This window comes from Micromonospora sp. Utrum1 (genome assembly GCF_057197805.1).
In genome coordinates this window covers 5,266,644-5,289,087 of the sequence record NZ_CM170071.1, presented here as the reverse complement: position 1 = coordinate 5,289,087, position 22,444 = coordinate 5,266,644, and the positions used below count along the sequence as shown (strand labels likewise).

The 22,444-nt window shown below is 68.1% G+C and carries 19 protein-coding genes and 3 pseudogenes; 11 read left to right on the top strand and 11 right to left on the bottom strand.

Annotated elements, in window-relative coordinates:
• Nucleotides 1-18 precede the first annotated feature (18 nt).
• The gene (locus tag AC0OLQ_RS24945; protein WP_484528301.1) at nucleotides 19-1,278 is read right to left on the bottom strand and encodes a hypothetical protein; all 1,260 of its coding nucleotides are present in this window, start codon (nucleotides 1,276-1,278) and stop codon (nucleotides 19-21) included.
• 183 nt (nucleotides 1,279-1,461) lie between these two features.
• Between AC0OLQ_RS24945 and AC0OLQ_RS24940 the strand changes: the two genes are divergently transcribed.
• On the top strand, nucleotides 1,462-2,238 hold the full coding sequence (locus AC0OLQ_RS24940) for an alpha/beta fold hydrolase (protein WP_484528300.1): 777 nt from the start codon (nucleotides 1,462-1,464) through the stop codon (nucleotides 2,236-2,238).
• A gap of 140 nt (nucleotides 2,239-2,378) precedes the next feature.
• Here AC0OLQ_RS24940 and AC0OLQ_RS24935 read toward each other — a convergent pair whose 3' ends face one another.
• Nucleotides 2,379-2,597, bottom strand: a complete 219-nt coding sequence (locus AC0OLQ_RS24935) for a hypothetical protein (RefSeq protein WP_484528299.1) — start codon at nucleotides 2,595-2,597, stop codon at nucleotides 2,379-2,381.
• A 538-nt stretch (nucleotides 2,598-3,135) separates the two neighbouring features.
• Between AC0OLQ_RS24935 and AC0OLQ_RS24930 the strand changes: the two genes are divergently transcribed.
• Nucleotides 3,136-3,366 (top strand): hypothetical protein, encoded by a 231-nt coding sequence (locus tag AC0OLQ_RS24930; RefSeq protein WP_484528298.1) that lies wholly within the window; start codon nucleotides 3,136-3,138, stop codon nucleotides 3,364-3,366.
• 358 nt (nucleotides 3,367-3,724) lie between these two features.
• Nucleotides 3,725-4,066 (top strand): annotated as a pseudogene (locus tag AC0OLQ_RS24925) (SDR family oxidoreductase); the annotation flags it as partial.
• Between the two features lie 143 nt (nucleotides 4,067-4,209).
• Here AC0OLQ_RS24925 and AC0OLQ_RS24920 read toward each other — a convergent pair.
• Nucleotides 4,210-5,782: pseudogene (locus AC0OLQ_RS24920) on the bottom strand (phytoene desaturase family protein); the annotation flags it as partial.
• A 174-nt stretch (nucleotides 5,783-5,956) separates the two neighbouring features.
• On the opposite strand from AC0OLQ_RS24920, the gene AC0OLQ_RS24915 reads away from it, so the two are divergent.
• Nucleotides 5,957-6,184, top strand: coding sequence for a hypothetical protein (locus AC0OLQ_RS24915; RefSeq protein WP_484528297.1), 228 nt, complete (start codon nucleotides 5,957-5,959; stop codon nucleotides 6,182-6,184).
• A 155-nt stretch (nucleotides 6,185-6,339) separates the two neighbouring features.
• Here AC0OLQ_RS24915 and AC0OLQ_RS24910 read toward each other — a convergent pair whose 3' ends face one another.
• The 3 genes from AC0OLQ_RS24910 to AC0OLQ_RS24900 all read right to left on the bottom strand — a co-directional run bounded on the left by AC0OLQ_RS24910 (nucleotide 6,340) and on the right by AC0OLQ_RS24900 (nucleotide 7,731).
• Nucleotides 6,340-6,768 carry a hypothetical protein gene (locus AC0OLQ_RS24910; RefSeq protein WP_484532534.1) on the bottom strand — a complete coding sequence of 143 codons (429 nt, stop codon included), beginning with the start codon at nucleotides 6,766-6,768 and terminating at the stop codon, nucleotides 6,340-6,342.
• Nucleotides 6,686-7,357: an IS3 family transposase gene (locus tag AC0OLQ_RS24905; protein ID WP_484532420.1), complete on the bottom strand. Its 672-nt coding sequence runs from the start codon at nucleotides 7,355-7,357 to the stop codon at nucleotides 6,686-6,688. Before AC0OLQ_RS24905 ends, AC0OLQ_RS24910 begins: the two co-directional genes overlap by 83 nt.
• Before the next feature lie 83 nt (nucleotides 7,358-7,440).
• The gene (locus AC0OLQ_RS24900) at nucleotides 7,441-7,731 is read right to left on the bottom strand and encodes a transposase (RefSeq protein ID WP_484528296.1); all 291 of its coding nucleotides are present in this window, start codon (nucleotides 7,729-7,731) and stop codon (nucleotides 7,441-7,443) included.
• 362 nt (nucleotides 7,732-8,093) lie between these two features.
• Here AC0OLQ_RS24900 and AC0OLQ_RS24895 point away from each other — a divergent pair, with 362 nt between their 5' ends.
• The 5 genes from AC0OLQ_RS24895 (at nucleotide 8,094) to AC0OLQ_RS24875 (ending at nucleotide 12,009) form a co-directional block, all read left to right on the top strand.
• A complete protein-coding gene (locus AC0OLQ_RS24895; RefSeq protein WP_484528295.1) occupies nucleotides 8,094-8,768 on the top strand; it encodes a hypothetical protein in 675 nt (224 codons plus the stop codon).
• A 275-nt stretch (nucleotides 8,769-9,043) separates the two neighbouring features.
• The gene (locus tag AC0OLQ_RS24890) at nucleotides 9,044-9,361 is read left to right on the top strand and encodes a hypothetical protein (RefSeq protein WP_484528294.1); all 318 of its coding nucleotides are present in this window, start codon (nucleotides 9,044-9,046) and stop codon (nucleotides 9,359-9,361) included.
• Nucleotides 9,362-9,520: 159 nt separating this feature from the next.
• The gene (locus AC0OLQ_RS24885; RefSeq protein WP_484528293.1) at nucleotides 9,521-9,841 is read left to right on the top strand and encodes a hypothetical protein; all 321 of its coding nucleotides are present in this window, start codon (nucleotides 9,521-9,523) and stop codon (nucleotides 9,839-9,841) included.
• A 251-nt stretch (nucleotides 9,842-10,092) separates the two neighbouring features.
• Nucleotides 10,093-11,289: a helix-turn-helix domain-containing protein gene (locus AC0OLQ_RS24880; RefSeq protein ID WP_484528292.1), complete on the top strand. Its 1,197-nt coding sequence runs from the start codon at nucleotides 10,093-10,095 to the stop codon at nucleotides 11,287-11,289.
• 546 nt (nucleotides 11,290-11,835) lie between these two features.
• Complete coding sequence (locus AC0OLQ_RS24875) at nucleotides 11,836-12,009, top strand: hypothetical protein (RefSeq protein ID WP_484528291.1); 174 nt, start codon at nucleotides 11,836-11,838, stop codon at nucleotides 12,007-12,009.
• Nucleotides 12,010-12,356: 347 nt separating this feature from the next.
• Here the strand turns inward: AC0OLQ_RS24875 and AC0OLQ_RS24870 are convergent, their stop codons facing one another.
• Nucleotides 12,357-12,554 (bottom strand): hypothetical protein, encoded by a 198-nt coding sequence (locus tag AC0OLQ_RS24870; protein WP_484528290.1) that lies wholly within the window; start codon nucleotides 12,552-12,554, stop codon nucleotides 12,357-12,359.
• A 1,069-nt stretch (nucleotides 12,555-13,623) separates the two neighbouring features.
• Between AC0OLQ_RS24870 and AC0OLQ_RS24865 the strand changes: the two genes are divergently transcribed.
• Nucleotides 13,624-14,916 carry an SMI1/KNR4 family protein gene (locus AC0OLQ_RS24865; protein WP_484528289.1) on the top strand — a complete coding sequence of 431 codons (1,293 nt, stop codon included), beginning with the start codon at nucleotides 13,624-13,626 and terminating at the stop codon, nucleotides 14,914-14,916.
• A 610-nt stretch (nucleotides 14,917-15,526) separates the two neighbouring features.
• Here the strand turns inward: AC0OLQ_RS24865 and AC0OLQ_RS24860 are convergent.
• The 3 genes and pseudogenes from AC0OLQ_RS24860 to AC0OLQ_RS24850 form a co-directional block, all read right to left on the bottom strand.
• On the bottom strand, nucleotides 15,527-17,038 hold the full coding sequence (locus tag AC0OLQ_RS24860) for a WD40 repeat domain-containing protein (RefSeq protein ID WP_484528288.1): 1,512 nt from the start codon (nucleotides 17,036-17,038) through the stop codon (nucleotides 15,527-15,529).
• Between the two features lie 107 nt (nucleotides 17,039-17,145).
• Nucleotides 17,146-18,329 (bottom strand): annotated as a pseudogene (locus AC0OLQ_RS24855) (IS3 family transposase).
• Nucleotides 18,227-20,080 carry a P-loop NTPase family protein gene (locus AC0OLQ_RS24850; RefSeq protein ID WP_484528287.1) on the bottom strand — a complete coding sequence of 618 codons (1,854 nt, stop codon included), beginning with the start codon at nucleotides 20,078-20,080 and terminating at the stop codon, nucleotides 18,227-18,229. The pseudogene AC0OLQ_RS24855 and the gene AC0OLQ_RS24850 overlap by 103 nt, the downstream one beginning before the upstream one ends.
• Before the next feature lie 78 nt (nucleotides 20,081-20,158).
• Here AC0OLQ_RS24850 and AC0OLQ_RS24845 point away from each other — a divergent pair.
• A protein-coding gene (locus AC0OLQ_RS24845; RefSeq protein WP_484528286.1) for an IS3 family transposase occupies nucleotides 20,159-21,360 on the top strand; the annotation gives its coding sequence in 2 pieces (ribosomal slippage) (nucleotides 20,159-20,420 and nucleotides 20,420-21,360; 1,203 coding nt in all).
• A gap of 804 nt (nucleotides 21,361-22,164) precedes the next feature.
• On the opposite strand, the gene AC0OLQ_RS24840 is transcribed toward AC0OLQ_RS24845, so the two are convergent.
• Complete coding sequence (locus tag AC0OLQ_RS24840; RefSeq protein ID WP_484528285.1) at nucleotides 22,165-22,368, bottom strand: cold-shock protein; 204 nt, start codon at nucleotides 22,366-22,368, stop codon at nucleotides 22,165-22,167.
• Between the last annotated feature and the right edge of the window lie 76 nt (nucleotides 22,369-22,444).

The following is a 22,444-nucleotide window of genomic DNA, read 5'->3' as shown; positions in this document are numbered from 1 at the left end:
TGCAGGGGCTTTCCTCGCTCAGTCAGCGTCGATCCGTACCGTCGGGTACTCGGCTGGTCTGTCGCGAAGGAAAGCCTGGAACGCTGCCAGGGGCAGGGGTGGTGGCAGGGGATGCCGGTCCGGGATGGCGCGCAGTGCGCGTTGGTAGCCGAAGAAGGTGTGCGGGTCGTTGGGATACCGTGTCGGTGAAACGCCCGCGAAGACACCGGCGACGCGGGCCCTCCGCAGGATCCCGCGCCACTGCCGCGCGCTCGCGGTGCCGACCGAGTCCACGCCGTGGCAGAACAGCCCCAGGTGCAGATAGTCGTAGCCGTCGCCACTGTCCAGGTACCGGTGCAGGCCAGCGAGCGATGGTTGAACTGGGAAGGCTGTCCAGTACGGCACGGCACCGGTGCGCAATGTCCACCACGGGTCCAGCAACATGAACGAGTCGATCACCAGCCGGTTGGCCGGAAGCCCCCGTTGCCGGTGCCACCAGCGGTAAAGGTCGGCGATTAGCGGGCTGAGGTCCTCCGGTTCGCCGAACGTCAGCCGGCTCACCCGGTAGCCGTGGCGGTCGGCGAAGGCGGCGATGTCGTCGCGGAGCGCCGGCTCGAAGCCCCATTCCGCTTCCGGGCTCTCGGCATCGACCGGCGGCGCCTGCCATCCGGTGACCGGAGCACCGTACCGGCGCAGATAGTCCGCGACTCTCGGGCTGCCGTCGCGGTACTCCTGCGGGGGCATGCCGCCCACCGCGCCGAACTGGAACAGGTGTCGCTCGCCGATTCGGGTAGTGGGCCAATGCTGACCGCACTCGGCGATCAGGACGATGCCGCCCGGTTCGAGGACGTCGGTGAGGAACCGCTCGTACGCCCGGCCCAGCCGGGTGCGTTTAACCCGGAAGTACGCCATCCGACGCAGGGTGAGGCGGTCCTGGTTCGGGTCGTGCATGTGGTGCAGCACCACATCCGGGTTGCGGTCGAGCATCGCCTGGGCGGTGCTGTCGAACGCGTGCGCGGCCCGCATCGGATCATCGGGCGAGACCCGGCGCTGGCGTACGGGCAACAGCAGCGTCTGCGGCAGCCAGGGCACCCCCAGAGCGGCGCACAGATGCGTCAGCGCGCCGCCGGAGGACCCGACGACCACTGCGGGGTAGCGGCGGCGCGGATAGAGCCGCGCAACCGATCCGGTCACGGCGCCGATGTCGAGCCCGGCGAGGTCCGGCTCAGGGCGTCCCTCGGCGCCGCTGAACACGCTGTAGATCCGCTCGCGGGTGCCCAACGGCAGCCGGGCCGCCACGGCGGCGGCCGGCCGCAACGCCCGGAGCGCGGGTTTGCCCAGCGGCGGCGTGTCCCGGCCGCGCAGGAATCGGGCCAACGCCACGACCATCGCGGACGCGGAGTCGAACCCGGCGACCTCACGGGGTAGCTTCATGGCACCTCCGGCCGATACATGCCCGTCCGCGCGGGTACCACACACGGCATGCCCGAGATCCCTCGCGACGTGACCACGTCACACCACGACGGGGTTCTTGGCCGGATGCGCAGCCGCGCCGTCGGCGAGCCCCGGACAGGCGTGCCGGAGGTGGTCCTTGTGCAGGGCATGGCCGTGGCCGACTACCTCCTGCCCGGACTGACCGCGTTCGGCCGCTGGACCCGCGCGCATCTGGTGGAGCTCCCTGGGTTTTCCGGCAGCGGGGAGCCGCCGCACGAGCTGTCGGTGCCAGAGTTCGGGCACGCCGTGGCCGACTGGCTGACAACGCGAAAACTCGGCCACGTCATCCTGGCGGGGCATTCCAGCGGCACCCAGGTCGCCGCGGAGGCCGCCGTGGGACATCCCGGGGTGGCCGGGCTGCTGCTGGCCAGCCCCACCGTCGACCCCGTCGCCCGCGGCCTGGTACGCCTGCTCGTCCGCTGGCAGCTCGACGGCCGGCACGAGCCCCCAGGCCTGACCGAGTCGCACTGGCCCGAGTGGAAACGCGCCGGTCCGCGCCGGCTGGTGCATCTGGTGCGCGCTCATCTGCGCCACGTCATGGAGGAACCACTAGCGCGGCTGAACGTGCCGCTGCTGGTCCTGCGCGGTGAACAGGACCGGCTAAGCACACCCCAGTGGGGACGGCGATTGACCCTCATCGTCTCCGACGGCCGCTACGTCGAACTCCCCGGTGCTCACACGTTTCCCTGGCGGGATCCGCAGGCCTGGTCCGAACCGGTGCGCGCATTCGCTGAAAGGGTGCGGTCACGACGCGAGCCGCGGTGACGACCCACAGGTGTCGGCGGACCAGCTGACTCAGTCGGACAGATGCCCCTTGATGCCGGAGTGAACCATCGCAAGCTCACGGCTGATCCCGAAGTGTCCTTGGCGTCCCGCCCCAGCCCGGGGCGGGACGCCAAGGCGGGTCAGGTCTGGTTGCCCGGAAGGTTCTTGTAGTCCTCCGGGCTGACCCCCTTCGGGCGTGGATCCTTCTGAGTCTGGCCTCCGCCGCGGTTGGCGTTCGTAGACCCGCCCAGAGCGTTGATCATCTCGTGCTTGTTCATCTGGTCGACGTCGTCGATTCCGGCGCGCTCTGCCTGCTTGCGCACCTCTCCGGTGGTCATCTGCGCGAGATCGCGGGCCATCGCCCCTCCTCGGGTGAGTGGATCAGTGGACGGACTGCAGGGCCTGGCAGGCGCCCGTAGGGTTGGCGGTGTGGTGCTTGCACTTCTGGTCGAGCTTGCGGAAGTCGTCGAGCAGCGGATGCGACTCCCGTCCCCGAGAGCTCGTTGTCCGCCTGCTGCCCTGGGCTGAGCTTCCGCTTAAGCGACCGCACCAAGTGGTGTTAGCTGCGCCAGTGACCGAGCCGGTGAGCGGCCTCGACGTTCGAGTCGCGGTAGTCCATCTCGGCCTCCGGTAATCCTGGGTCAGGTCTGCGGTTGTGTACCCGACTTCGGCGGCAGCAACGTTGCCGGCGGATCGGCACGAGGAGCTGTTTCCGGCGCGGGCAGACGGCTCTCACAGAGGCCCCTATTGCCGACTCGTCGAGTGATCACACTGTTTGTTGCGCAAGCCACTGCCCGCCAGCGGCTACGGCACCGGCGGCCGGTTGCCGGCCGGAATTCGCGCTGTCGGTAACGACCGAATGCGTTGTTGCCGCGCGAGTCGACGGGTTTGCCGCTCGTGAGCCAGGGAAGCCCAGTCCTCGCGAGCGCGATGTGGTTTAGCGCCGTAGTTGCCAGGGAGGTTGACGTCGGTGGTGACCGGGATCAACTCCACGAGCTGCGCCAGCAGGCTCACGACGCGGGCATCGAGGGCAACTCGAAGATGACCGAGGGCCAGCTGCGCGAAGCCCTGAAGAAGGTTGGCAAGGGCGCTAAACCGCGGATGGCCAAGCGAGAAGCCAAGAGCTGATGGACTCGGCGCTGACACCGACACCCGGGCGGGTGCCGGTGTCAGCCATTCCGGCCCGCGCCACCGCTCGCTGCGGTGGACATTTCGACCGGAATGCTGCCCGGGGTGCGCGGCACGCACAGATGGTGGACGGCATGTCTTGTGCATCCATTACAGCAACGTGTTCAGAAAGGTAGCAGTCAGGACCCAGGTGGCAGCTGTCTTCGGCGGGCCGACGCCGATGCCGGCATTTGCCAGGGCCACGGCCCGCAATTTCCGGCATGAGCGCGTTGGATGAGCTCTGCGGCTTACCGGCCCTCGCCGGTACCGATCACAGGATTGGGCGTCCGCCGGTGACGGCGACGCAGGATCCGGAGACGTAGCTGGCCTCGTCCGGCCACACCGACGGGAGTACTGGATCGGCACCTCCACCGTGCTCACCATCCTCGGGAACCGGATCGCGCCCGGCCTGCTCGACCGCTACCTGGCCCGGACCGGTTACCGGTCGCAACAGACCGGCCGCCCCGCCGACCACGATCGGCCCAACAACCTGTGGCATCCCCTCGACGGCCCGGGCGGACATGACTACGGCGCGCGCGGCGGCTTCGCGGGCCTCTCGCACAGCCACAGCCCGCAGGCTTGGCTGTCCCGCCACCGCATGGTTGCCGCCATCGGGCTGGCCGGGACGGTAGCGGGTGTGGCCGTCTGGCGCCGGAACTGAACCGGAACCCGGATCCGGCAGCACGAGAAAAGCCGTCATCCTCCGGTCGTTCCGGAACCACCGCCGACGCCGCCACAATTGCTCGCCTCGGGCAGATCCGCCACGGATGGCGGCAGAATACCCCGGTCGGGTGCCGTGCTGATGCGATGCACGGCAAGGCGTACCATGGCCGCCCTCAGCCGCCCGCCCCCGGCGTGCAGCAGCGCGGCCTTCGCCGCGTTGGCCCCCGGGCCGCCGTGCACCCCGCCGCCCGGGTGCGCGCCGGCGCTGCCCAGGTAGAGACCCCGGACTGGCGTCTCCGCCCGGGCCAGGCCGGGCAGCGGCCGGAAGACAAGCTCCTGGTAGATCTTCGTCGTGCCGCCGTTGATCGCTCCTCCCACCAGGTTGGCATCGGCCCCCGCTAGGTCGCCCAGCGCCTGCACCAGCCGGTCAGCACCCGGTCACGGAAACCGGGCGCGTGCCGCTCGATCAGCTCTTCCACCGCTGCCACCTAGCGTTGCACCACATTACGGTCGCCGGCGATCCCGCGTGGGAGGTGCGTGTACGCCCACACCATCTCAGTGCCCGCCGGGGAGCGGGTGGGATCGGCGGTGGTCATCTGCCCGAGCAGCACGAAGGGCTGCCGCGGGCGCCGGCCGGTGGCGAGGTCCGCCGCGTAGTCGGTCAACCCGTCGAGGCCGCCGCCCAGGTGAACTGTGCCCGCCCCGTGCACCTCCTCGGCCACCTACGGTATTGGACCGGACAGCGCCCAGTTCAGTTTGAGAGTGGCCGGGTCCCAGGCGAAGCGGCGCAGGTCCGACAGGACCCGCTCCGGTAGCCGGTCCGCGCCCACCAGCTGAAGGTAAAGGGTGGGAACGTCCACGTCGGCGACGACCGCCCGGCGGGCCAGGACCCGTCCCGCGCTGGTCTGCACACCGCGGGCGCGGCCGCCCACGACAATGATCTTTTCGACTCGCACACCGCAACGCAGCTCCCCGCCGGTCGTTCGCAGTCGGCGGACCAGCGCGTCCACGAGCCGGCCCGAGCCGCCCTGTGGGACGGGAAAGCCGATCCGCTGGCCGATCATCGTGAGCAGCCACCCGAAAAGGCCACTGCCCGGCTCCTCCGGCGACATGTCCGAGTGCAGGGCCGTGCCCGCGAGCAGCAGCCGCGCGCCCTCGCCGCGGAACTGCTCCATCCCGAGCCGCCGGACGGGCAGGGCGGCGAAACGGGCGGCGCGGACAGCTTCCGCCGGCCCCGTGCGGGCCAGCAGACAGACCCCAGCTCGTATCGGGGGGAAGGGGCTGAACAGCGCGTCGAGCACCTCGCCGCCGTAGTGGTCCCACCGCCGTACCAGGGCCTCCCAGGCGACGCCGTCGCCCGGCGCGAAGCGCTCCACCGATGCCGCCGTCTGCGCCAGGTCCCGTGACAGCACCACAACCCGGTCGTCGGGCAACAGGCGGGCCAGTGGAGCGGGGGCGTGACTCCAGCGCAGTCCATGCTGCTCAAGCTGTAGTGCGCGGAGCAAGGAGAGGCGCCGCCCAAGGGATAGAAGGCACTGAACAGGTCGGTGGTGAAGCCCGAGCCGAGCACGTCGGCCGACCGCACCGCTCCGCCGGGCGTTTCGTCCGCCTCCAGCACGAGGACGTGCCAACCAGCGTCGGCGAGCAGGTTCGCGGCGACCAGACCGTTGTGCCCCGCCCCGACGACTACCGCGTCGTAGTCGTCGGTCCTCATCGTGGCGGTGTGGGGTCGTTTCACATAGGTCCTGCCTTCCCGCACAAACCCCGCTGAAACGAGCGCTTCACCTGCCTGGGACGGCCGCCAAATCGTCGCCGCGGCGTGTCCGCTCGGACGATCAGGGTAGGCCGGGGCTGAGGGCCCGGAACGATACGACGCGAGGAGATTCTCATGGCACACCAGGATCTCAACCAGATGAAGACCGGCGAGGTGGCCAAGCAGGCGCGCAAGGCCGGGATCGACAACGTCGATCAGATGAACAAGGACGAGATGATCCAGGCGATGAGCCGTGGCGGCGGGTCTGGGCAGCCTGGGCACGGCGGGGGCAAGGGTGACTCCCCGCAGCCCAGGGGCACTCGCCCGCAGCAGTGGAAGAACGTGCCCGGCAACCAGAGCTGACGGGCACACAGGTACGTCCGTAATGAGGCCCTCGGCTGTGGTGACCGCTCCGGCGGTCGTCGCAGCCCCTTTATCGACATTTCGACAGGAGTAGACATGACACCGCGCAACGGTCCCCCGATGCGGCCGAGCAACGAGGCCACTGCCCAGCAGCTTCAAGTCGCCCGGGCCCAAGGCGACGCGTATGGGCGGGCGATCCGGGCGATGGCGAGGAGGACGGGGCGAACACCGCCCGCTGCGGCGATTTCCTGATCGCCTTTGTCAACGAGGAGGCCGAGGGCATGTACGCCCTCGATGGCGACCATCTGGTGTGGCGCGAGGCCGCCGAGGACGCGAACGTGCACCTCGAGGTGGCGGTGGCGGACGCCGGTGACGGCCGATTCGTCCCGGGCCTGTCGGTGTCCCTCCAACTGGCGGCGAGCCTCCACTCTGATGTGCCCGGTCGTCGCAGCGCAGTCGACGTTTTCGATCGTCCATGAACCGTCGCCTTCGCTGCGCTGGTCAAGTCGCTTGTCCGTTGCCGAGTCCGTCGCCGGATTGGTCTTCCTGGGCTGTTGATGTTGGCGATCCGACGGCAGCGTCATGCGCCACCGTCCGGAGGCTTGGCCGGCGCAGGCACCCGTCGGTGAAGGTGGATCGTTCGCCCCTCAACTGCCGGGGCCTCGTCGAAAGGAAGGGTGGGCTGAAGAGCGACGCGGGCGTCGGTGCCGTGAGCCGGAGGTGTGGTGGCGCACGAGCTCGATGCGTTGGAGGCTCGCGCAGTGTCGGATGGGAGTGACACGGTTCTGTGGGAGCCGGAGGGTGAGACTCCCTCCGGCTACCCGACCCGACCATCTTCTGCCCAGGCGCCTCGGCGGTGAAGTCACGGCCGACGAGGTCCGGCAGACGCCGGTCCTGGCCGTCGTTGTCGGTCAGGCTGTGCCGCCACGGCCGGGGCTGGCAGGGCACAAGGCCCAGCTCGCGCATCATGGACCGCACCAGCTCCGGGCCGCAGGTGACACCCCACGCGGCCAGGTCGGCGTGCACCCGTCGGTACCCGTAGGTGCCGTCGGACTCCTCAAAGGACACGATGATGAGGTGTTTCAGCTCCTCCCGCCGGCGGGCGGTCGCTGATTCGGGCCGGTCACGCCATTCGTAATAGCCGGATCGGGACACGCCGAGCCAAACGCACATCGCGGCAACTGACGGCCTCACAGTGGGAATGTCCTGGGCGGAACCGTGCGCGTACTCGGCGTCGATGAACTCAAACGTTTCACTCACCGATGATCCTTGGCGAAGTACTCGGCGGCTTTCTTCAGGAACTCGTTCTCCATACGCAGTTCCCGCGCTTCACGCTCCAACTGCCGCAGTCTTTCCCGCTCGCTGATGTTCAGCGCCGGCTCGTCACCGGCGTGGTCCCGACGGTACGCCGCGACCCAGTTCCCGAGCGTTCCTTCCCCGATCCCGAGTTCTCGGGCGACCTGAGCGATCGGACGAGACGTCTCGATCACCATCTTCACCGCTTCCTCACGGAATTCGGGAGAAAAATTCCTCTTCGCGCGTGGCAATAGTCTTCCTTCCAGACAGGGCAATTCTACTTTGGGGTCCCTGTCCGGAGAACCCGTGGCACCTCACCCACAACACCGTCTTCCGGCATCATCACGATGGCGTCCACGGCGCCGGCGCCAAGGCCAAGCCCTACGGGTGGGCCTGCGGCCCAGCCTTGACCCCGACGCCGCACACACGCCTGCTCAGAACCATGCCGGAAGACGGGCAAAACAACGTCAACGGTTCAAAACCCCAACCTTGACCGGCCCCGCTCCTTCATGGATGACGTGGCGGGCCGGGCGGCGGCCCGCTCCCCAGGAGGGCGGGTCGACGGCAGACAGGACGGCTGTCGCCTTGACGAGAGAGCCTAGTCTCCAATTTCATGGAGGACGACAATGTAGATGCCGGACGAAACACCTACGACGAACACTTCGCTAATTTCGCCGCGAAGCATCCAGAGTTCGCAAGAGAATACGTCTGGCGACTCGTGGACAAAATGAACGAACGAGATAGCTTGACCGCACGCGACTTCACTTCAATAACAGGCCTGGCATTAATTTTCGAGCTGCTAAATAGACGCGCAATTAGTAACGTATCTATAGCCGGATTCGGGGCCGATAGGCTCGACTTCCTAAGATACTTAGTTCCGATACTCTTCGGTTATCTCCACTATCGGGCAATGGCGGCGCTGCGAGATCGAATAATTATGCAACGAGTGTATTACCGACTTTCCGAAAAGATATTCACGGATCTTCATAAATCCCAAATGGACAGGCTGCTAAGGAATAACCCGGTACTCATAGGGGCATATGCCTATCCGGATTACGTGGTCGGCCAGCGAGCTGGGATCTGGATTTCACGGCATCGTGCAGCCGAAACTACCCTGCTCGTGCTAGTCCTTCCACTGCTCTTCTCTGGATATGCGCTGATCCAGTTGTTCAACCCCGCAGGATTCGGTTCTTTAGCGACTTGGATATGCATCTTCGTCGTTACTGTTGGCTTCCTCTTCATGAGCCTCACCACGATTACTGGTTTAGCTGATGGCTACGAGCAGTAGGTGCGCAGCCAAACGTGTGCCAGCACAAGCCCTTCATTAGGCGTTCCTCGGTCAGTTGCGGGTCTAAAGTCCCGCTTCAACGTCTGACGCTCACGCCTGGGTGACCAACTGGGTGACGACAGACGCGAGCAGAGACGGACGCCGGTGGACGCCGGCTGACCATCCGCGCAGTTCAGTCCCGATGTTCTCTCAGCTCATCGGCCAATGATCGTTCCTTCGGGACGAAGGGGTCAAGCTCCCGCCCGGCGAGACGGCGCCCGACGCAGCTTGATGACATGGCGCAACACGTCGAGGAGACGGCGAGGTGGATCAACCTTGAGACTGACGACGTGACCGCGTGGTCCAATCCACGGCCGGATTACCCCGTGCCGACCGCCCGGCTTACACCCCGAGTGGACCTGTACTGCGATCCCGGACTGTTCGAGGCGTGGGGAGAATACGTCTGGCAGTTGGAGGTGTTCGCCGAGGAGTGCCGGATGGCGGGCCCTCAGGTGCAATGGGCTGAGACGGATCCAACAGTGGCCAAGTTGCGGAAAAAGATCGAAGCTGTGAGGAAGAGGCTGAAGATCGCCGTGGCTGATGACGACGATTGAGCGGGGCAGACACGGGGCACAAGACAGTGTGAAATGTCGTCAAGCAGTCCAGCGCTGACAGCCCGCGACGCCCCGTCAGCAGGCGTTGGGCCGTGTTCTCGCTGGTGGCGAGCTAGCGGCCCTTAGTTCCGCTTCAACTTCTCGACGTAGCCTGACGTCGTGCTGATCAAGGTGATGGACGACTACGGATGCTGGCCCCTGTGGGTTCGTGACGAGGCCATCGGCGTCTACGAGCCACGCGATCCTGCCACCCTCGGGCTCTCCGCCGGTCTCGTGGGGCGACTGGCGGCCTGGCAGCAGTGGTCGGAATCCATGGTCAACATCGCCGATCCAGGAGACAGCAGAGCAGTCGGGGCAGAGGAGGACGCAGCCTTCGCCGCCGAGGGGCGTCTGCTGGCGGCGCGTGTTGCGGAAGAACTACCGCATGCGGTGGTTTGGTTCTACGACGACAGCAGCGCCGACACCGACGGGTCGGACTGAGCCGGGCCCCGGGGTGCGGCCGTCGACAGCAACGGCGACAGCAACAGGCCCGGACGAGGACGGTCAGCAGCCGCCGGGCGCGGACAGTCGCCCGAGCTCACAGATGCGGACGGACACGTCCAGACGAAGCGCCCAGAACTTACAAGCGAGGGGTCATCGGTGCGCTGGCTATCGGGGGTACCGTCGACATCGGTGGCATGCTGTATCGCGGCCGGGTGGATCCGCTTGGACCCTTTAGCTTGGAGCGGCGTATGGCTTCATTCGTCGACCCGCGCTTTGGCGTAGCTCTGCGTGGGTTTCGGGAGCGACGGGGTCTGTCGCTTCGGTCGCTCGGACAGTTCGCCCATCGGAGTAAGAGCCACCTACACGAGCTGGAGACAGGGGTTAAGGCTCCGACCGCCGATACCGCGCGTCACCTGGATCGGGTTCTCGATGCCGGAGGCGTGCTCGCTGGCATGGTCGATGCGCCGATCGACCATGCTGCCGAGGCCGGCGAGCTGCGCGCGAGGGTCATGGCCAGCGACGTCGGCAAGGATGTGCTCGACCGTATCGAGCAGGGCATCGATGATCTGGCCAGCGCCTATCCGACGACGGCCCCGGCTGAACTCCTGCCGCTCGTACGGCGGCATCTGGCATATGTCGGCCGGCTGCTGGACGGGCGCGTGACGCTTGCGCAGCAACGCCGGCTGCTGGTCGCCGGTGGGTGGCTCGCGGTGCTGCGGGCCACCGTGCACATCGACCTGAGACAGCGGGCCGCGGCTGCTGCCCATCTGCGGGTTGCTCATGACCTCGCCGAGCACGCGGAGCATGCGGAGATCCGGGGATGGTGCCTGGAGACCCGTGCCTGGGACGTGCTGACCCAGGGCGACTACCGGGCAGCGCTCGACCTTTCTCGACAGGCCCAACGGATCGCCCCGCAAGGCAGCTCTGCCTACATCCAGGCCACAGCTCAGGAGGCGCGCGCCTGGGCGCGGATGGGTGACGTGGGTGAGACCAGACGAGCGTTGGACCGCGTGGAGCGGCTGACGGCCAACCTGCCGGTTCCGGAGCGTGCCGAGCACCACTATCGCTACGACCCGGCCAAGGCTGCCGCGTACACGGCCACGACCCTGTCATGGGCGGGTGACCCGGGCGCCGAACAGGTGGCGAGGGCGGTGCTGGCCGACCTGGACCCCGACGGCGACGGGGGTGCACGGCCGCGCCGATCTGCGTCGGCCCGTCTCGACCTCGGTCTTGCCCTGGTTGCCGCCGGGCAGCCGGACGAGGCGGTCACTCTCGGGACGGAGGCTGTCGTGTCCGGGCGGGTGGTGCCGTCGAACTGGTGGCGGGCGATGGAACTGCTGGCGAAGGTGGAGCAGGCCGGGGTGCCGGAGGCGTCGGCCTTAGGTGAACTGTGCGCCGAGTACGCCCCCCGACGTCGGCAATCAGCGGACAGTACAACCGGTTAGCGGACGGTCACCTTCTAGATCGACGACGTTTGCGGCGCGACTCTGGTCCTCACTGCACCGGGGCGCGGACACGGCACATCGGCCGGTTACCTGCGCTCCCCCACAGGGAGGAGCCGAGCGTGACGGTGACTGTCAGACTTCTGAGACGGATCAGCGGCCGGTGGCTCCCGTCGACGCGGCCTCTGCCGAGCGTCGGACAGCGCATCCAAGCCGGGGAGCAGGAAGCGGCCCGGCGGCGGCTCCTGGATCAGGCGCGAGGCACGGAGCACCACCCGACGGCGGACGGTGGGCCGCTCGACCATGACCGGGATCGGCTCGCGGGACGTGACGAGTGACCGCCCATGGGCCGGTGCTGCCGATCTGGAGTTGCGGTGGCTGTGGCGCACCATGGCCGTGCGTCACCCGACGCCGGGAACTGCGAGCAGAGTTCGAGGACGCCCCGGTGTCTCTCTCCCTCTACATGGGGGCGCAGCTTGTCCGCGCCACCGCCGACCTGGCCTGGGCACCCGCCGGCACGCTGCATCGGCGCTTCCTCGGCTGGACCCGATGAGCATCCTGCGGCCCGGCGACGAGAAGTTCCACTACAGCGATGGTTCCCACAAGTGGATCCCACCGAACCCGGACTGCGACCAAGAGGTCTGGGACGAGGAGGTCCGCCAACACAAGCTTGCCCATCTCAAGAACGAGAGGCCGAAGGTTCGCATCCAGCGCCTTGTCTGAAGCCAGAAGTACAGCAGCGAAGTACAGCAGCCGTGCCAGCCGAACCAACCCGAGAAGCGCACAGCACGCCGTTTGACCTCGTATCAAGCCCGACCCAACCCGCTCGCCGAGAGTTCACACCGAAGAGGTCACCGGTTCGATCCCAGTATCGCCCACCATAGATTATTTGCAGGTCAGAAGTCCGTCACCGGAACGGGCGACCGGCTCAACTCGTTGGCCGCCGACTGGCCGCTCGCCGACCGGCAGCAGGGCAAGGTCTACCTCCAACAGCGCCAGTCGCAGCTCCGGAGCACCCTGCTCGGTGCGCTCACGCAGGCGTACGTGTCTCGCGCGCCCGTATCGAAGGGTTACTCACAGCGGTCCTCCGCACCCCGGCCATAGGGCTCGCAGCAGTCCGGGCGGTGCCGACACGCCCGAAGATCACGCCCGCCCCGGCGGGCGAACTCCGGCGTGATCTCGTACAAGCAGGCCCGCCACACGACGGTCTCCCCGCCGCCGGACACCACTTGGCCATCACCCGGCCCGCCGCGCAGCAGCACCTCCACCCCTCCGACCGTAGGTGATCCGCGAGGGCCGGGCCCGAGGTCGACCGATCACCCCCGCCGCCTTGGACGGGTCGAGAAGGAGTGGGTCCCCGCAGCGTGACGTTCACGCTGCGGGGACCGGATGTCGGTGGCCTGCGGCCGGGGCTGCTCCACCTGCACGTGGCCGTGGCCAGCAGCCCCAGGGGGGACCTCGCCGACCTGTCGAGGTTCGCCGACGCCGCCACAGTTCGCCAGCCCACGGCTTGGCGTTGTGGAGAACTTCGGCGGCTTTGGAAAACGCCCTGATCATGGCCGGATGTGCTAACACCGCCGCGACCAGCGGTTATACCGGCGGCTTCCAGACGGGGCGCCGCTTGGCTCCAACATCCCGGTGCGCCCGACGGCCGTGGCAGCTACCCGGAATGGGCCGGCCAGTCTGGCCGAGGTGCCCGTCACGAAGTGAGGGATCCTCCTGTGCTGGAGATCCAGCACCGACACGGCTGTGGGGCGCGTCGGTCATTCGTTGTCGCGGATCTCCACCCCTGCCAGCCCTCGTCTCTTCGAGCATGACGTGAAGGGGGCGGAGGATGAGTGGCGCTAGCGGCCGGCGTAGTGGGGACTGGAGGTGATGCCAGCCCGCCCACGGGGGAGCGCCGGTGAGGAGCCGGTGCTGCGTCGGCCGGTCGCGCCGATGCTCGCGGCGCCGGTGGACGTGGTGCCTGAAGGGCCGGGCCTGGTACACGAGCCGAAGTGGGACGGGTGGCGGGCGATCGCCTTCCGCGAGGCGGATGGGGTGTACCTGCAGTCGCGGGCCGGCCGGAACCTGTACGCCAGACGTGCAGAGGTCGGGGCGCGAAGCATTCGGGACGCTGCGACGGCGGCCGGCCGGACGACCCACGTCCGCTACTCACGATGAGTAATCGGTGGACGTGAGCTGGCGCCCGGAGCGCGGCAAATGAGTGCGGCATTAGGCCGGGGTGAGGCGGCGTTAGCGCTGCGCGGCGCCGAGTATGAACGGCACCAGCGCGACAGACCCCGCTCCTGGTCTCTGGTGGCTCATCGGTAGGGACCCAGCCTCTAGACTGCGCCGGTGACCGCTGCACCGGATGATGCCCTGCTCGAACCGTTTTCCGGCCAGGAACGGCGGATTCTGAGCGAGGCCGGCATCGCGCTGTTCGCCGGACGGCTCGTCCTGGACGCGCAGCCTCCGATCGATGACGCGACACTCGCCGCGGTGGCCGAGCGGTGCGCCGGGCCGCTTCCCGATTCGCTCGTCGCGTTATGGCGAACCGCCTTCGGCGGGCGACTCGACTACGACCTGTGCGCCGACCTCGACGGCCAAGACGTCCCGGTGTCGTTCACAGAGCTGTTCTACCCGGACAGCGGCGACTATCACGACCTGTGGGGCTGGATCGAGCACGAGCGCAAACTGGCCGAGGAACACCAGCCGGACCGGTCCGGCCGGCTCGTCCACCTGCCGATCGGTGGCTTCGAGTACCTCGACCGCGTTTACGTGCACACCGTCATCGGCCCGGACCAAGGCGCTGTCGTGTGCTGGCGGCAGGGATTGCCACCCGGCTGGGAGCTGCATGCGGGCGACCGGGCCGGGCGGCTCGCCGACGACCTGCGGGCGCTGTTCGGTCGACTGATGCTGGAGCACGACCCCTGGGAGGCGGAGGACGAAACGGGCGCGGAGATGCGCGATGCCATCGATGACCTGGCAGCCAGCGGCGACCCGCACGCGCGGGTCGCAGCGGCGAAGCTGCGCCAACTCGTGCAGGCAACTGTGCTCGACTGGCGCCGCGCCTTGGACCAGGGCACGCTCGTCACCCAGGGCCGGCTACGGCGTCTCGCCCTAGACCAGGCCGCAGCCGACGACGACGTGGCGCTGCTCGCGCGGCTGGTGGCGCTGGGATGTGATCCGGCGGAGCAGATTCGCAGCGGGCTGACCGCGATCGACGTGGCCCTGCTCCACCGGGCCTCCGCAGTCGTCCGGTGGCTGCTCGAACGACGGGTTCCGGTCGAGAACTCCCTGCAAGTCGGCGCGCACGCCGTCGACCTCGACCTTGCCAGGGATCTCCTCGACCGAGGCGCGAGGATCAATGCGTGCGCGGTTACGCGGGCGCTGGACAACGAGGACGTGGACGTCGTGCAACTGCTGTCGCGTGCCGTGCAGCCGGACGACGCGCTCGGCCGGCTTGGGCCGCGGCTGCGAATGATGGCCGCCCAGGCCACGCTCGCCAGCCGCCGCGCGGCGGCCCAATCCGACGAGACGGCGGCCCAGCGTGAGCAGCGCCGGTCCGCCGTGCTGGCGGAACTCGCCGACCGATTCGACCCCGACCGCCGGCCCTCACCGTGCAATCGCATCAGCAACCCCAGGTGAGGTGGGCCGCCCACCCCATTTGGGGCGCTGGCTCCCGTCGCACCGGACGCATGGCCGCACCGTGATTCATCGTTGTCGCCCGCGGTCCCGCTCGAACATGGCTGGCTGGGCACGCACCCATCTCGGCAGATCCGGACACCACCGGGGCTCGGCAAATATCACTGTGGGTAGTCGATGGCAGCAGCACGCCGTAGTCCGGGTTCACCGGCCGGTCCAGCGCGACGCTCTTCTGTGTGCTGGCGGCGACTCGGCCGGTCACCGCCGCTGAGCTTGCGGATGTCGATGGCCGTTGTGTACTCGGTGGCGTACGCGGTTCTGCGCTGCAGCCGTACGCCGACACCGGGATTAATTGCCGAACGGCTGCGGGGGGTGGGTGCTTGAGGTGGGATGCCATCCCGCCAGCCGCCGACCCAGGCAAGCCGAGCAGGCCAGGGCCAGGGTGACCAGATCGTACGTCCGGTAGGGCGCTCCACCTGGTCACCCTGGCCCTGGCCCGCTCCACGGTGGTGTGGGTCGGCGGCGGACGGGATGGCTGAGGCAAGGGGTGCGGTGGTTAGTGTGCTGGCGCGAGGCCGTGGCAGTGCGTCCGGGCTGGTGGCAATGGTGAGGCTCACCCATTGTTGGATGCGGTCGTCCATGTCAGGACACACGCGTCATCGCCGGCGGTGACGAGCAGGGTGGTGCCGTCTGGCCGGGTACAGGTGCCCACCGCGTTCACCGGGCTGGTGTGTCCGCGGAGTTCGCCGGCGGGTTGGAGGGTGTGCAGGTCCCACAGCCGCACCATCCGGTCGTCGCCTGCGGTGACGAGCAGGCTGCTGCCGTCCGGCCGGGTCCAGCTCCCCACCGCGCGCACCCAGTCGGTGTGTCCGCGGAGTTCGCCGGCGGATTGCAGGGTGTGCAGGTCCCACAGCCGCACCATCCGGTCGCGGCCGGCGGTGACGAGCAGGGTGGTGCCGTCCGGCCGGGTCCAGCTCCCCACCGCGCGCACCCAGTCGGTGTGTCCGCGGAGTTCGCCGGCGGATTGCAGGGTGTGCAGGTCCCACAGCCGCACCATCCGGTCGCGGCCGGCGGTGACGAGCAGGGTGGTGCCGTCCGGCCGGGTCCAGCTCCCCACCGCGCGCACCCAGTCGGTGTGTCCGCGGAGTTCGCCGGCGGATTGCAGGGTGTGCAGGTCCCACAGCCGGACCACCCAGTCATCGCCGGCGGTGACGAGCAGGGTGGTGCCGTCCGGCCGGGTCCAGCTCCCCACCGCGCGCACCCAGCCGGTGTGTCCGTGGAGAATCTCGCCGGCGGGTTGCAGGGTGTGCGGGTCCCACAGCCGCACCATCCGGTCGCGGCCGGCGGTGACGAGCAGGGTGGTGCCGTCTGGCCGGGTACAGGTGCCCACCGCGCGCACCCGGCTGGTGTGTTCGTGGAGAATCTCGCCGGCGGATTGCAGGGTGTGCGGGTCCCACAGCCGCACTACCGGGTCGTCGCCGGCGGTGACGAGCAGGGTGGTGCCGTCCGGCCGGGTCCAGGTCTCCACCGCGATCACTGCGCTGGTGTGGCCGTAAAGGTCGCCGGCGGATTGCAGGGTGTGCGGGTCCCACAGCCGGACCGCCGGGTCGTCGCCGGCGGTGACGAGCAGGGTGGTGCCGTCTGGCCGGGTCCAGGTCCCCACCGCGCGCACCCGGCTGGTGTGTCCGCGAAGTTCGCCGGCGGATTGCAGCGTGTGCGGGTCCCACAGCCGCACCACCGGGTCGCCGCCGGCGGTGACGAGCAGGGTGGTGCCGTCCGGCCGGGTCCAGGCCCCCACCGCGCGCACCCAGCTGGTGTGTCCGCGGAGTTGGTCGGCGGGTTCCAGGATGTCGTCCCACAACCGTGTGTTCCGGCGGTGGATAAGCTCGCCAGCGGGTGGCAGCCCGCGCGGCTCCCACAACCGCACCGTCCCGTTGTCGTCGGCGGTGACGAGCAGGGTGGTGCCGTCCGGCCGGGTCCAAGTCCCCACCGCGTTCACCGGGCTGGTGTGTCCGTGGAGGAAGTCGCTGGCGGGTTGCAGGGTGTGCGGGTCCCACAGCCGCACCCACTTGTGGCCGGCGGTGACGAGCAGGGTGGTGCCGTCCGGCCGGGTCCAGGTCCCCACCGCGCGAACCGGATCGGTGTGGCCGTAGAGGGGGGTGTGAGTAGCTCCTCGCCAGATCGCGCCGTCAGCGCGTGGAGTGTCAAGCCCCGGGTTTGATGGAGAGTTGGTTAGCTGGTTTTCAGGGGTGCGGTGACCGGCTGGGTCATCGCGTGTAGTGCCTCGTGTTCGGCGGGCGGGATGTGCCCGAGCTCGCCGTGCAGCCTGCGGTTGTTGTACCAGTCGATGTACTCGACGGTGGCCATCTCCAGGTCGTCGAGCCCGCGCCACGGGCCGGTGTTGCGGACGAGTTCGGCCTTGTAGAGGGAGTTGAACGCCTCGGCCATCGCGTTGTCGTACGAGTCGCCCTTGGACCCGACCGAGGCGACGGCGCCGGCCTCGGCGAGCCGCTGGGTGTAGCGAATCGCTCGATACTGGACTCCCCGGTCCGAGTGGTGGACCAGTTTACGCAGGTCAGCACCCTGACTCTCGCGGCGCCAGATCGCCATCTTCAGCGCGTCGAGAGCCAGGTCGGTGTAGAGGCTGGTGGCGACCTGCCAGCCGACGATCATGCGGGAGTGCACGTCGAGAATGAACGCGGCGTACACCCAGCCCACACTCGTGCGCACGTAGGTCAGGTCGGCGACCCACAGCTGGTTCGGATGTTCCGCGGTGAAGTCCCGTTTGACCAGGTCACCGGGGCGGCCGGTCTCGGCTGCGGGCCGGGTCGTGCGCGGCGACTTGTCGCGCAGCAGCCCGCGCAGCCCGGACTCACGCATCAGCCGCTCCACGGTGCACCGGGCCACCGGCACGCCCTGGCGGCGCAGCTCGTGCCACACCTTGCGAGCGCCGTAGACACCGTAGTTCTCCGCATGGATCCGCTCGATCATCGCGGTCAGCTCCTCATCGCGCCGCGACCGGGCCGAGGCCGGGCGGGTCTTGGCGGCGTAGTAGGTCGACGGTGCGATCTGTGCCGGCGTGTCTTCGAGCGCCTGCAGGACCGGCTGGACACCGTGTTCGACCCGCTGGGAGTCGACGAAGTCGACCTTCATCGCGACGGACGGTCCAACTCCGCCGCGAAGAAAGACGCCGCGGACTTCAAAATCTGATTCGCCCGCCGCAGCTCACGATTCTCCCGTTCCAACACGGCGAGGCGTTCCGCGTCGCTGCTGGTGATGCCCGACCGCTCACCGGCGTAGGTCTCGGCCTTCTTCACCCACGTCCGCAACGCCTCCGGATGAACCCCGAGCTGACCGGCGATCCGCCGGATCGCTCCGACCGCGGACGCCGGGTCCCGGCGAGCCTCGACGGCCAACCGTGTCGCACGCTCACGCAGCTCATCGTTGTACTTCTTGGGTGCGGGCATCGCTGGTGTTCCTCCCAGGTTTCGATGTCTCCATCAAACCCGGTGCGGGACAGAGCGTCAGGAGGGAAGCGGGCGGCGCAGGCAGCGGCGAGGGCGGTGCTACGGCACTTCAGCGCCCACACGTGCAACCAGCGCAACTGTTCGTCGCGGGTCAGGGCGCTAATGTCACCCATCAGTTCTCGTGCGGCAATTGCCCGGCGGGCCTGCGGGTCGGTGACCGTGTTCCTCGTGCGCAGCAGCGGCGCCAGCGGGGTCCACAAGAGAAAGCCAGGGTCCAGGGCCAGCCGGCCGAGTTTTACCGCCGCGGCGGCGTGGTCGGTTAGATGTGCTAGGGCGTAGTTGCTGGCCTCCTCCCACCGTCGGACGCCCGCCTCGTCCAAGGCGGGGGTGATGCAGGCGAAAATCCTCGCATGGGCCTCCCGGGTCGCCTGGGCGCAGCGCGCCGAGTGCTGCACCACCGTGTGGTCCTCGTGGCCGGTCTCCCGCCCGGTCAGGAAGTCCCGCAGGCTCTGGTGCCGCAGCCGATACCAACCAGTCGGATCAGCCGCCTCAAGATGCCCCCTCGTATGGGCGAGGAACGGCCGCAACGGGCCGTCGAGAAGGTCCTGCACCGGACCTAGCGGCAGATTCCCGGACCAGACAGCGAGCGTGGTACTCGTCACCGGTTCGGTGACCGCGGCCAGGGTGCCCAGAACCGGCAGCACAACGCCGTCCCACCGATCCGGGTTCAGCTCGCGGATTCGCCGCAGGTTCTCGCTGTAGTACCCGGCCAGCCCCGCCGGCAGCGCGTCGAGACGGTCAGCGGGCAGGTCACCGTCGCGGACCTGATCGAGTACAGACAACGCGTAGATCCACACCCCACCGGCAGCGGCCAGCAACCCACGCGTGAACGCCTCCGGGGTGACGTTGCTGGCAGCGAGCTGGCCTGCCAACGCGCGGTCGCTACGAGCCCGGAAGGTGACATGTTCGCGCAGATCGTCGAGGTTCGCCTGTCCCGTGACATCGATCCGTTCCACCCTCGCCCCAGCTGGCAAGGGATGCCCGGGGCGGGTGGTGGCCACCACGACCACTCCCGGCGGCAGGGTCCGGGGCAGTCCGAATGCGACCTCACCCGCCGACGGCGTGGGCGCCTCGTCCAACCCGTCGATCAGGATCACCAGAGGCGAAACCTCACCACGCGCACGCCGCTGCGTCTGAATTGTCATCAGCCGCTGAGCGAACCAGGCGGGGTCGGTGTAGTTTCCCGGCAGCCTGCCCGACCTGTCCGGGGAGTCGGCAGGTGTGTGCGCATAGGTGATTTGGGCGGCGAGGTTCGCCCGCGCAGCCTCCGGGCTGGTCGACTGACGCGAGAAGTGCGCCGGCCAACGTCGCGTCGGTGAGAACGCCAGATACGTCGCCAGGGCACTCTTGCCCAGCCCCGCCTCCGCTTCCACCAACACGTAACCACCGACCGGTCGGGCAGCGACCTGCGCGATCCGGGCGTCAATCTTCTCTACCAGCCACCCACGCCCGGTGAACCCTCCTACCGGTTCATCACCGACCGTCAGGCCAAGTTCAAGCGGATTCAGCGACGGATCGAGAACTACGTCCGCCAAGCCCGTCGCATTGCCTGCCAGGATCGTGCCCGCGACCGTCCCGTGATTCACCCCGACCGTCGGCCCGGAACCCCCACCCTGCACCGCACCGATCCGCTCCGGCACCTGACGACCGAATGAGGTGCCACGGGTTCTCCGGACAGGGACCCCAAAGTAGAATTGCCCTGTCTGGAAGGAAGACTATTGCCACGCGCGAAGAGGAATTTTTCTCCCGAATTCCGTGAGGAAGCGGTGAAGATGGTGATCGAGACGTCTCGTCCGATCGCTCAGGTCGCCCGGGAACTCGGGATCGGGGAAGGAACGCTCGGGAACTGGGTCGCGGCGTACCGTCGGGACCACGCCGGTGACGAGCCGGCGCTGAACATCAGCGAGCGGGAAAGACTGCGGCAGTTGGAGCGTGAAGCGCGGGAACTGCGTATGGAGAACGAGTTCCTGAAGAAAGCCGCCGAGTACTTCGCCAAGGATCATCGGTGAGTGAAACGTTTGAGTTCATCGACGCCGAGTACGCGCACGGTTCCGCCCAGGACATTCCCACTGTGAGGCCGTCAGTTGCCGCGATGTGCGTTTGGCTCGGCGTGTCCCGATCCGGCTATTACGAATGGCGTGACCGGCCCGAATCAGCGACCGCCCGCCGGCGGGAGGAGCTGAAACACCTCATCATCGTGTCCTTTGAGGAGTCCGACGGCACCTACGGGTACCGACGGGTGCACGCCGACCTGGCCGCGTGGGGTGTCACCTGCGGCCCGGAGCTGGTGCGGTCCATGATGCGCGAGCTGGGCCTTGTGCCCTGCCAGCCCCGGCCGTGGCGGCACAGCCTGACCGACAACGACGGCCAGGACCGGCGTCTGCCGGACCTCGTCGGCCGTGACTTCACCGCCGAGGCGCCTGGGCAGAAGATGGTCGGCGACATCACCTACATTCCGACCTGGCAGGGATGGCTGTACCTGGCCACCGTCATCGACTGCCACACCCGCGAAATCGTCGGCTGGGCCATGGACGACCACTACAAGACCACCCTGATCGAATCAGCGATCACCATGGCCGTGCGCAACCACCCGACCGACGACGGCGCTATTTTCCATTCCGACCGCGGCAGTAACTACACCTCCGACGACTTCGCCGCCATCCTGAAGAAACTGAGGCTGCGGCAGTCCGTCGGCCGCACCGGCATTTGCTACGACAACGCGATGGCCGAATCATTCTTCGCCGCGCTCAAGAATGAACGCGTCAACCGCACCCAGTACCCGACCCGCGAACACGCACGACGCGACATTGCCAGATACATCGAACTCCGCTACAATTCCCGCAGACGCCACTCAGGACTCGGCTACCGGACGCCGCAACAAGCCCGCAACGAGTTTCTGAACCACCAGCTCGCAGCATGAATTAGTTGCTGATCAGCTGTCCGGAAAACGCGAGGCACATCAGAATCCCACCATCACACAGCTCCCCGGTCGGCACCGCCGCCACGAGCCTCGCCATAGTTGACACCGATCGTCGGCCCGGACCCACCACCCAACACCTTGTCGATCCTGTTGTCACCCGTGTGAACAACATCAGACCCAGCGCCGCCGGCAGCGCCACGGTAGGTCAACCACGCCGACAACCCGGACCCCACCACCGCCAGTGCCACGAACCCCACCCAGAACCACGGGCCCTCACCGAGGTTGTTGCCAACCACCCCGGCCACCGCCCCTACAGCGAACGCCGCACCCGACCCGGCCGCCAATTTCCCCGCACCAGCCACAGCGCCCCCTCATGCCATCTCCCACCAACCAGCATGCCCAACGGGAGCTAGCGAGTCCCCAAAGGACACGAGCGCAACCAGCAACAGGGTCCCGACGCGATGCGCGCTGAGGCGGAGCTGGCGTAGTCGTACGACGACAACGTCCAGAACGGCGGCGGGAGGGCGTGCCCCGCCTCGGCTTCGAGCCGTGCCCAGAGGCCGATCGCGTCCTCGGCCATGACCGGTCACACCTCTGGCACCAGCGGCACTGGGGCCAGCCGGAGTCGGTCGATGCTGGCGGTCCCGGCCACGAACTCGGGGACGGACAGCGCGTGCAACACCGGCGGTTCGGGGCCTGGCAGGACCGCGGTGTCGGAACGGACCGGCATTCGCCGGACCGTGGTCTCAGCCACCGCCGTGGCGACGGGCGAGGCCTGTTCGCCACGGCTTGGCGGAGTCAACGTCAGACCAAACGGATGTTGGCGGCCTGAAGGCCCTTCTGGCCCTGCTCGACGTCGAACTCGACCCGCTGATTCTCTTCCAGGCTGCGGAACCCGCCCGATGAGATGGCGGAGAAGTGGGCGAAGACGTCAGCGCCGCCACCATCCTGCGCGATGAAGCCGAAGCCCTTGTCCGCGTTGAACCATTTGACTGTGCCGAATGCCACGTCTTCTCCTCTGAGTAGCTGATGGAGCCGTACAGGCCCTCGGTTGTCGCCGCTGCTGGTTTGGAAGAACCGGCAG

What these genes read in the sequence shown, in the direction of transcription:
- AC0OLQ_RS24940 (WP_484528300.1), top strand. Translation starts at nt 1,462, where the DNA reads ATGCCCGAGATCCCTCGCGACGTGACCACGTCACACCACGACGGGGTT.
- AC0OLQ_RS24935 (WP_484528299.1), bottom strand. Translation starts at nt 2,597, where the DNA reads ATGGCCCGCGATCTCGCGCAGATGACCACCGGAGAGGTGCGCAAGCAG.
- AC0OLQ_RS24915 (WP_484528297.1), top strand. Translation starts at nt 5,957, where the DNA reads ATGGCACACCAGGATCTCAACCAGATGAAGACCGGCGAGGTGGCCAAG.
- AC0OLQ_RS24910 (WP_484532534.1), bottom strand. Translation starts at nt 6,768, where the DNA reads ATGACGCTGCCGTCGGATCGCCAACATCAACAGCCCAGGAAGACCAAT.
- AC0OLQ_RS24905 (WP_484532420.1), bottom strand. Translation starts at nt 7,357, where the DNA reads ATGTGCGTTTGGCTCGGCGTGTCCCGATCCGGCTATTACGAATGGCGT.
- AC0OLQ_RS24895 (WP_484528295.1), top strand. Translation starts at nt 8,094, where the DNA reads ATGGAGGACGACAATGTAGATGCCGGACGAAACACCTACGACGAACAC.
- AC0OLQ_RS24890 (WP_484528294.1), top strand. Translation starts at nt 9,044, where the DNA reads ATGGCGCAACACGTCGAGGAGACGGCGAGGTGGATCAACCTTGAGACT.
- AC0OLQ_RS24880 (WP_484528292.1), top strand. Translation starts at nt 10,093, where the DNA reads ATGGCTTCATTCGTCGACCCGCGCTTTGGCGTAGCTCTGCGTGGGTTT.
- AC0OLQ_RS24875 (WP_484528291.1), top strand. Translation starts at nt 11,836, where the DNA reads ATGAGCATCCTGCGGCCCGGCGACGAGAAGTTCCACTACAGCGATGGT.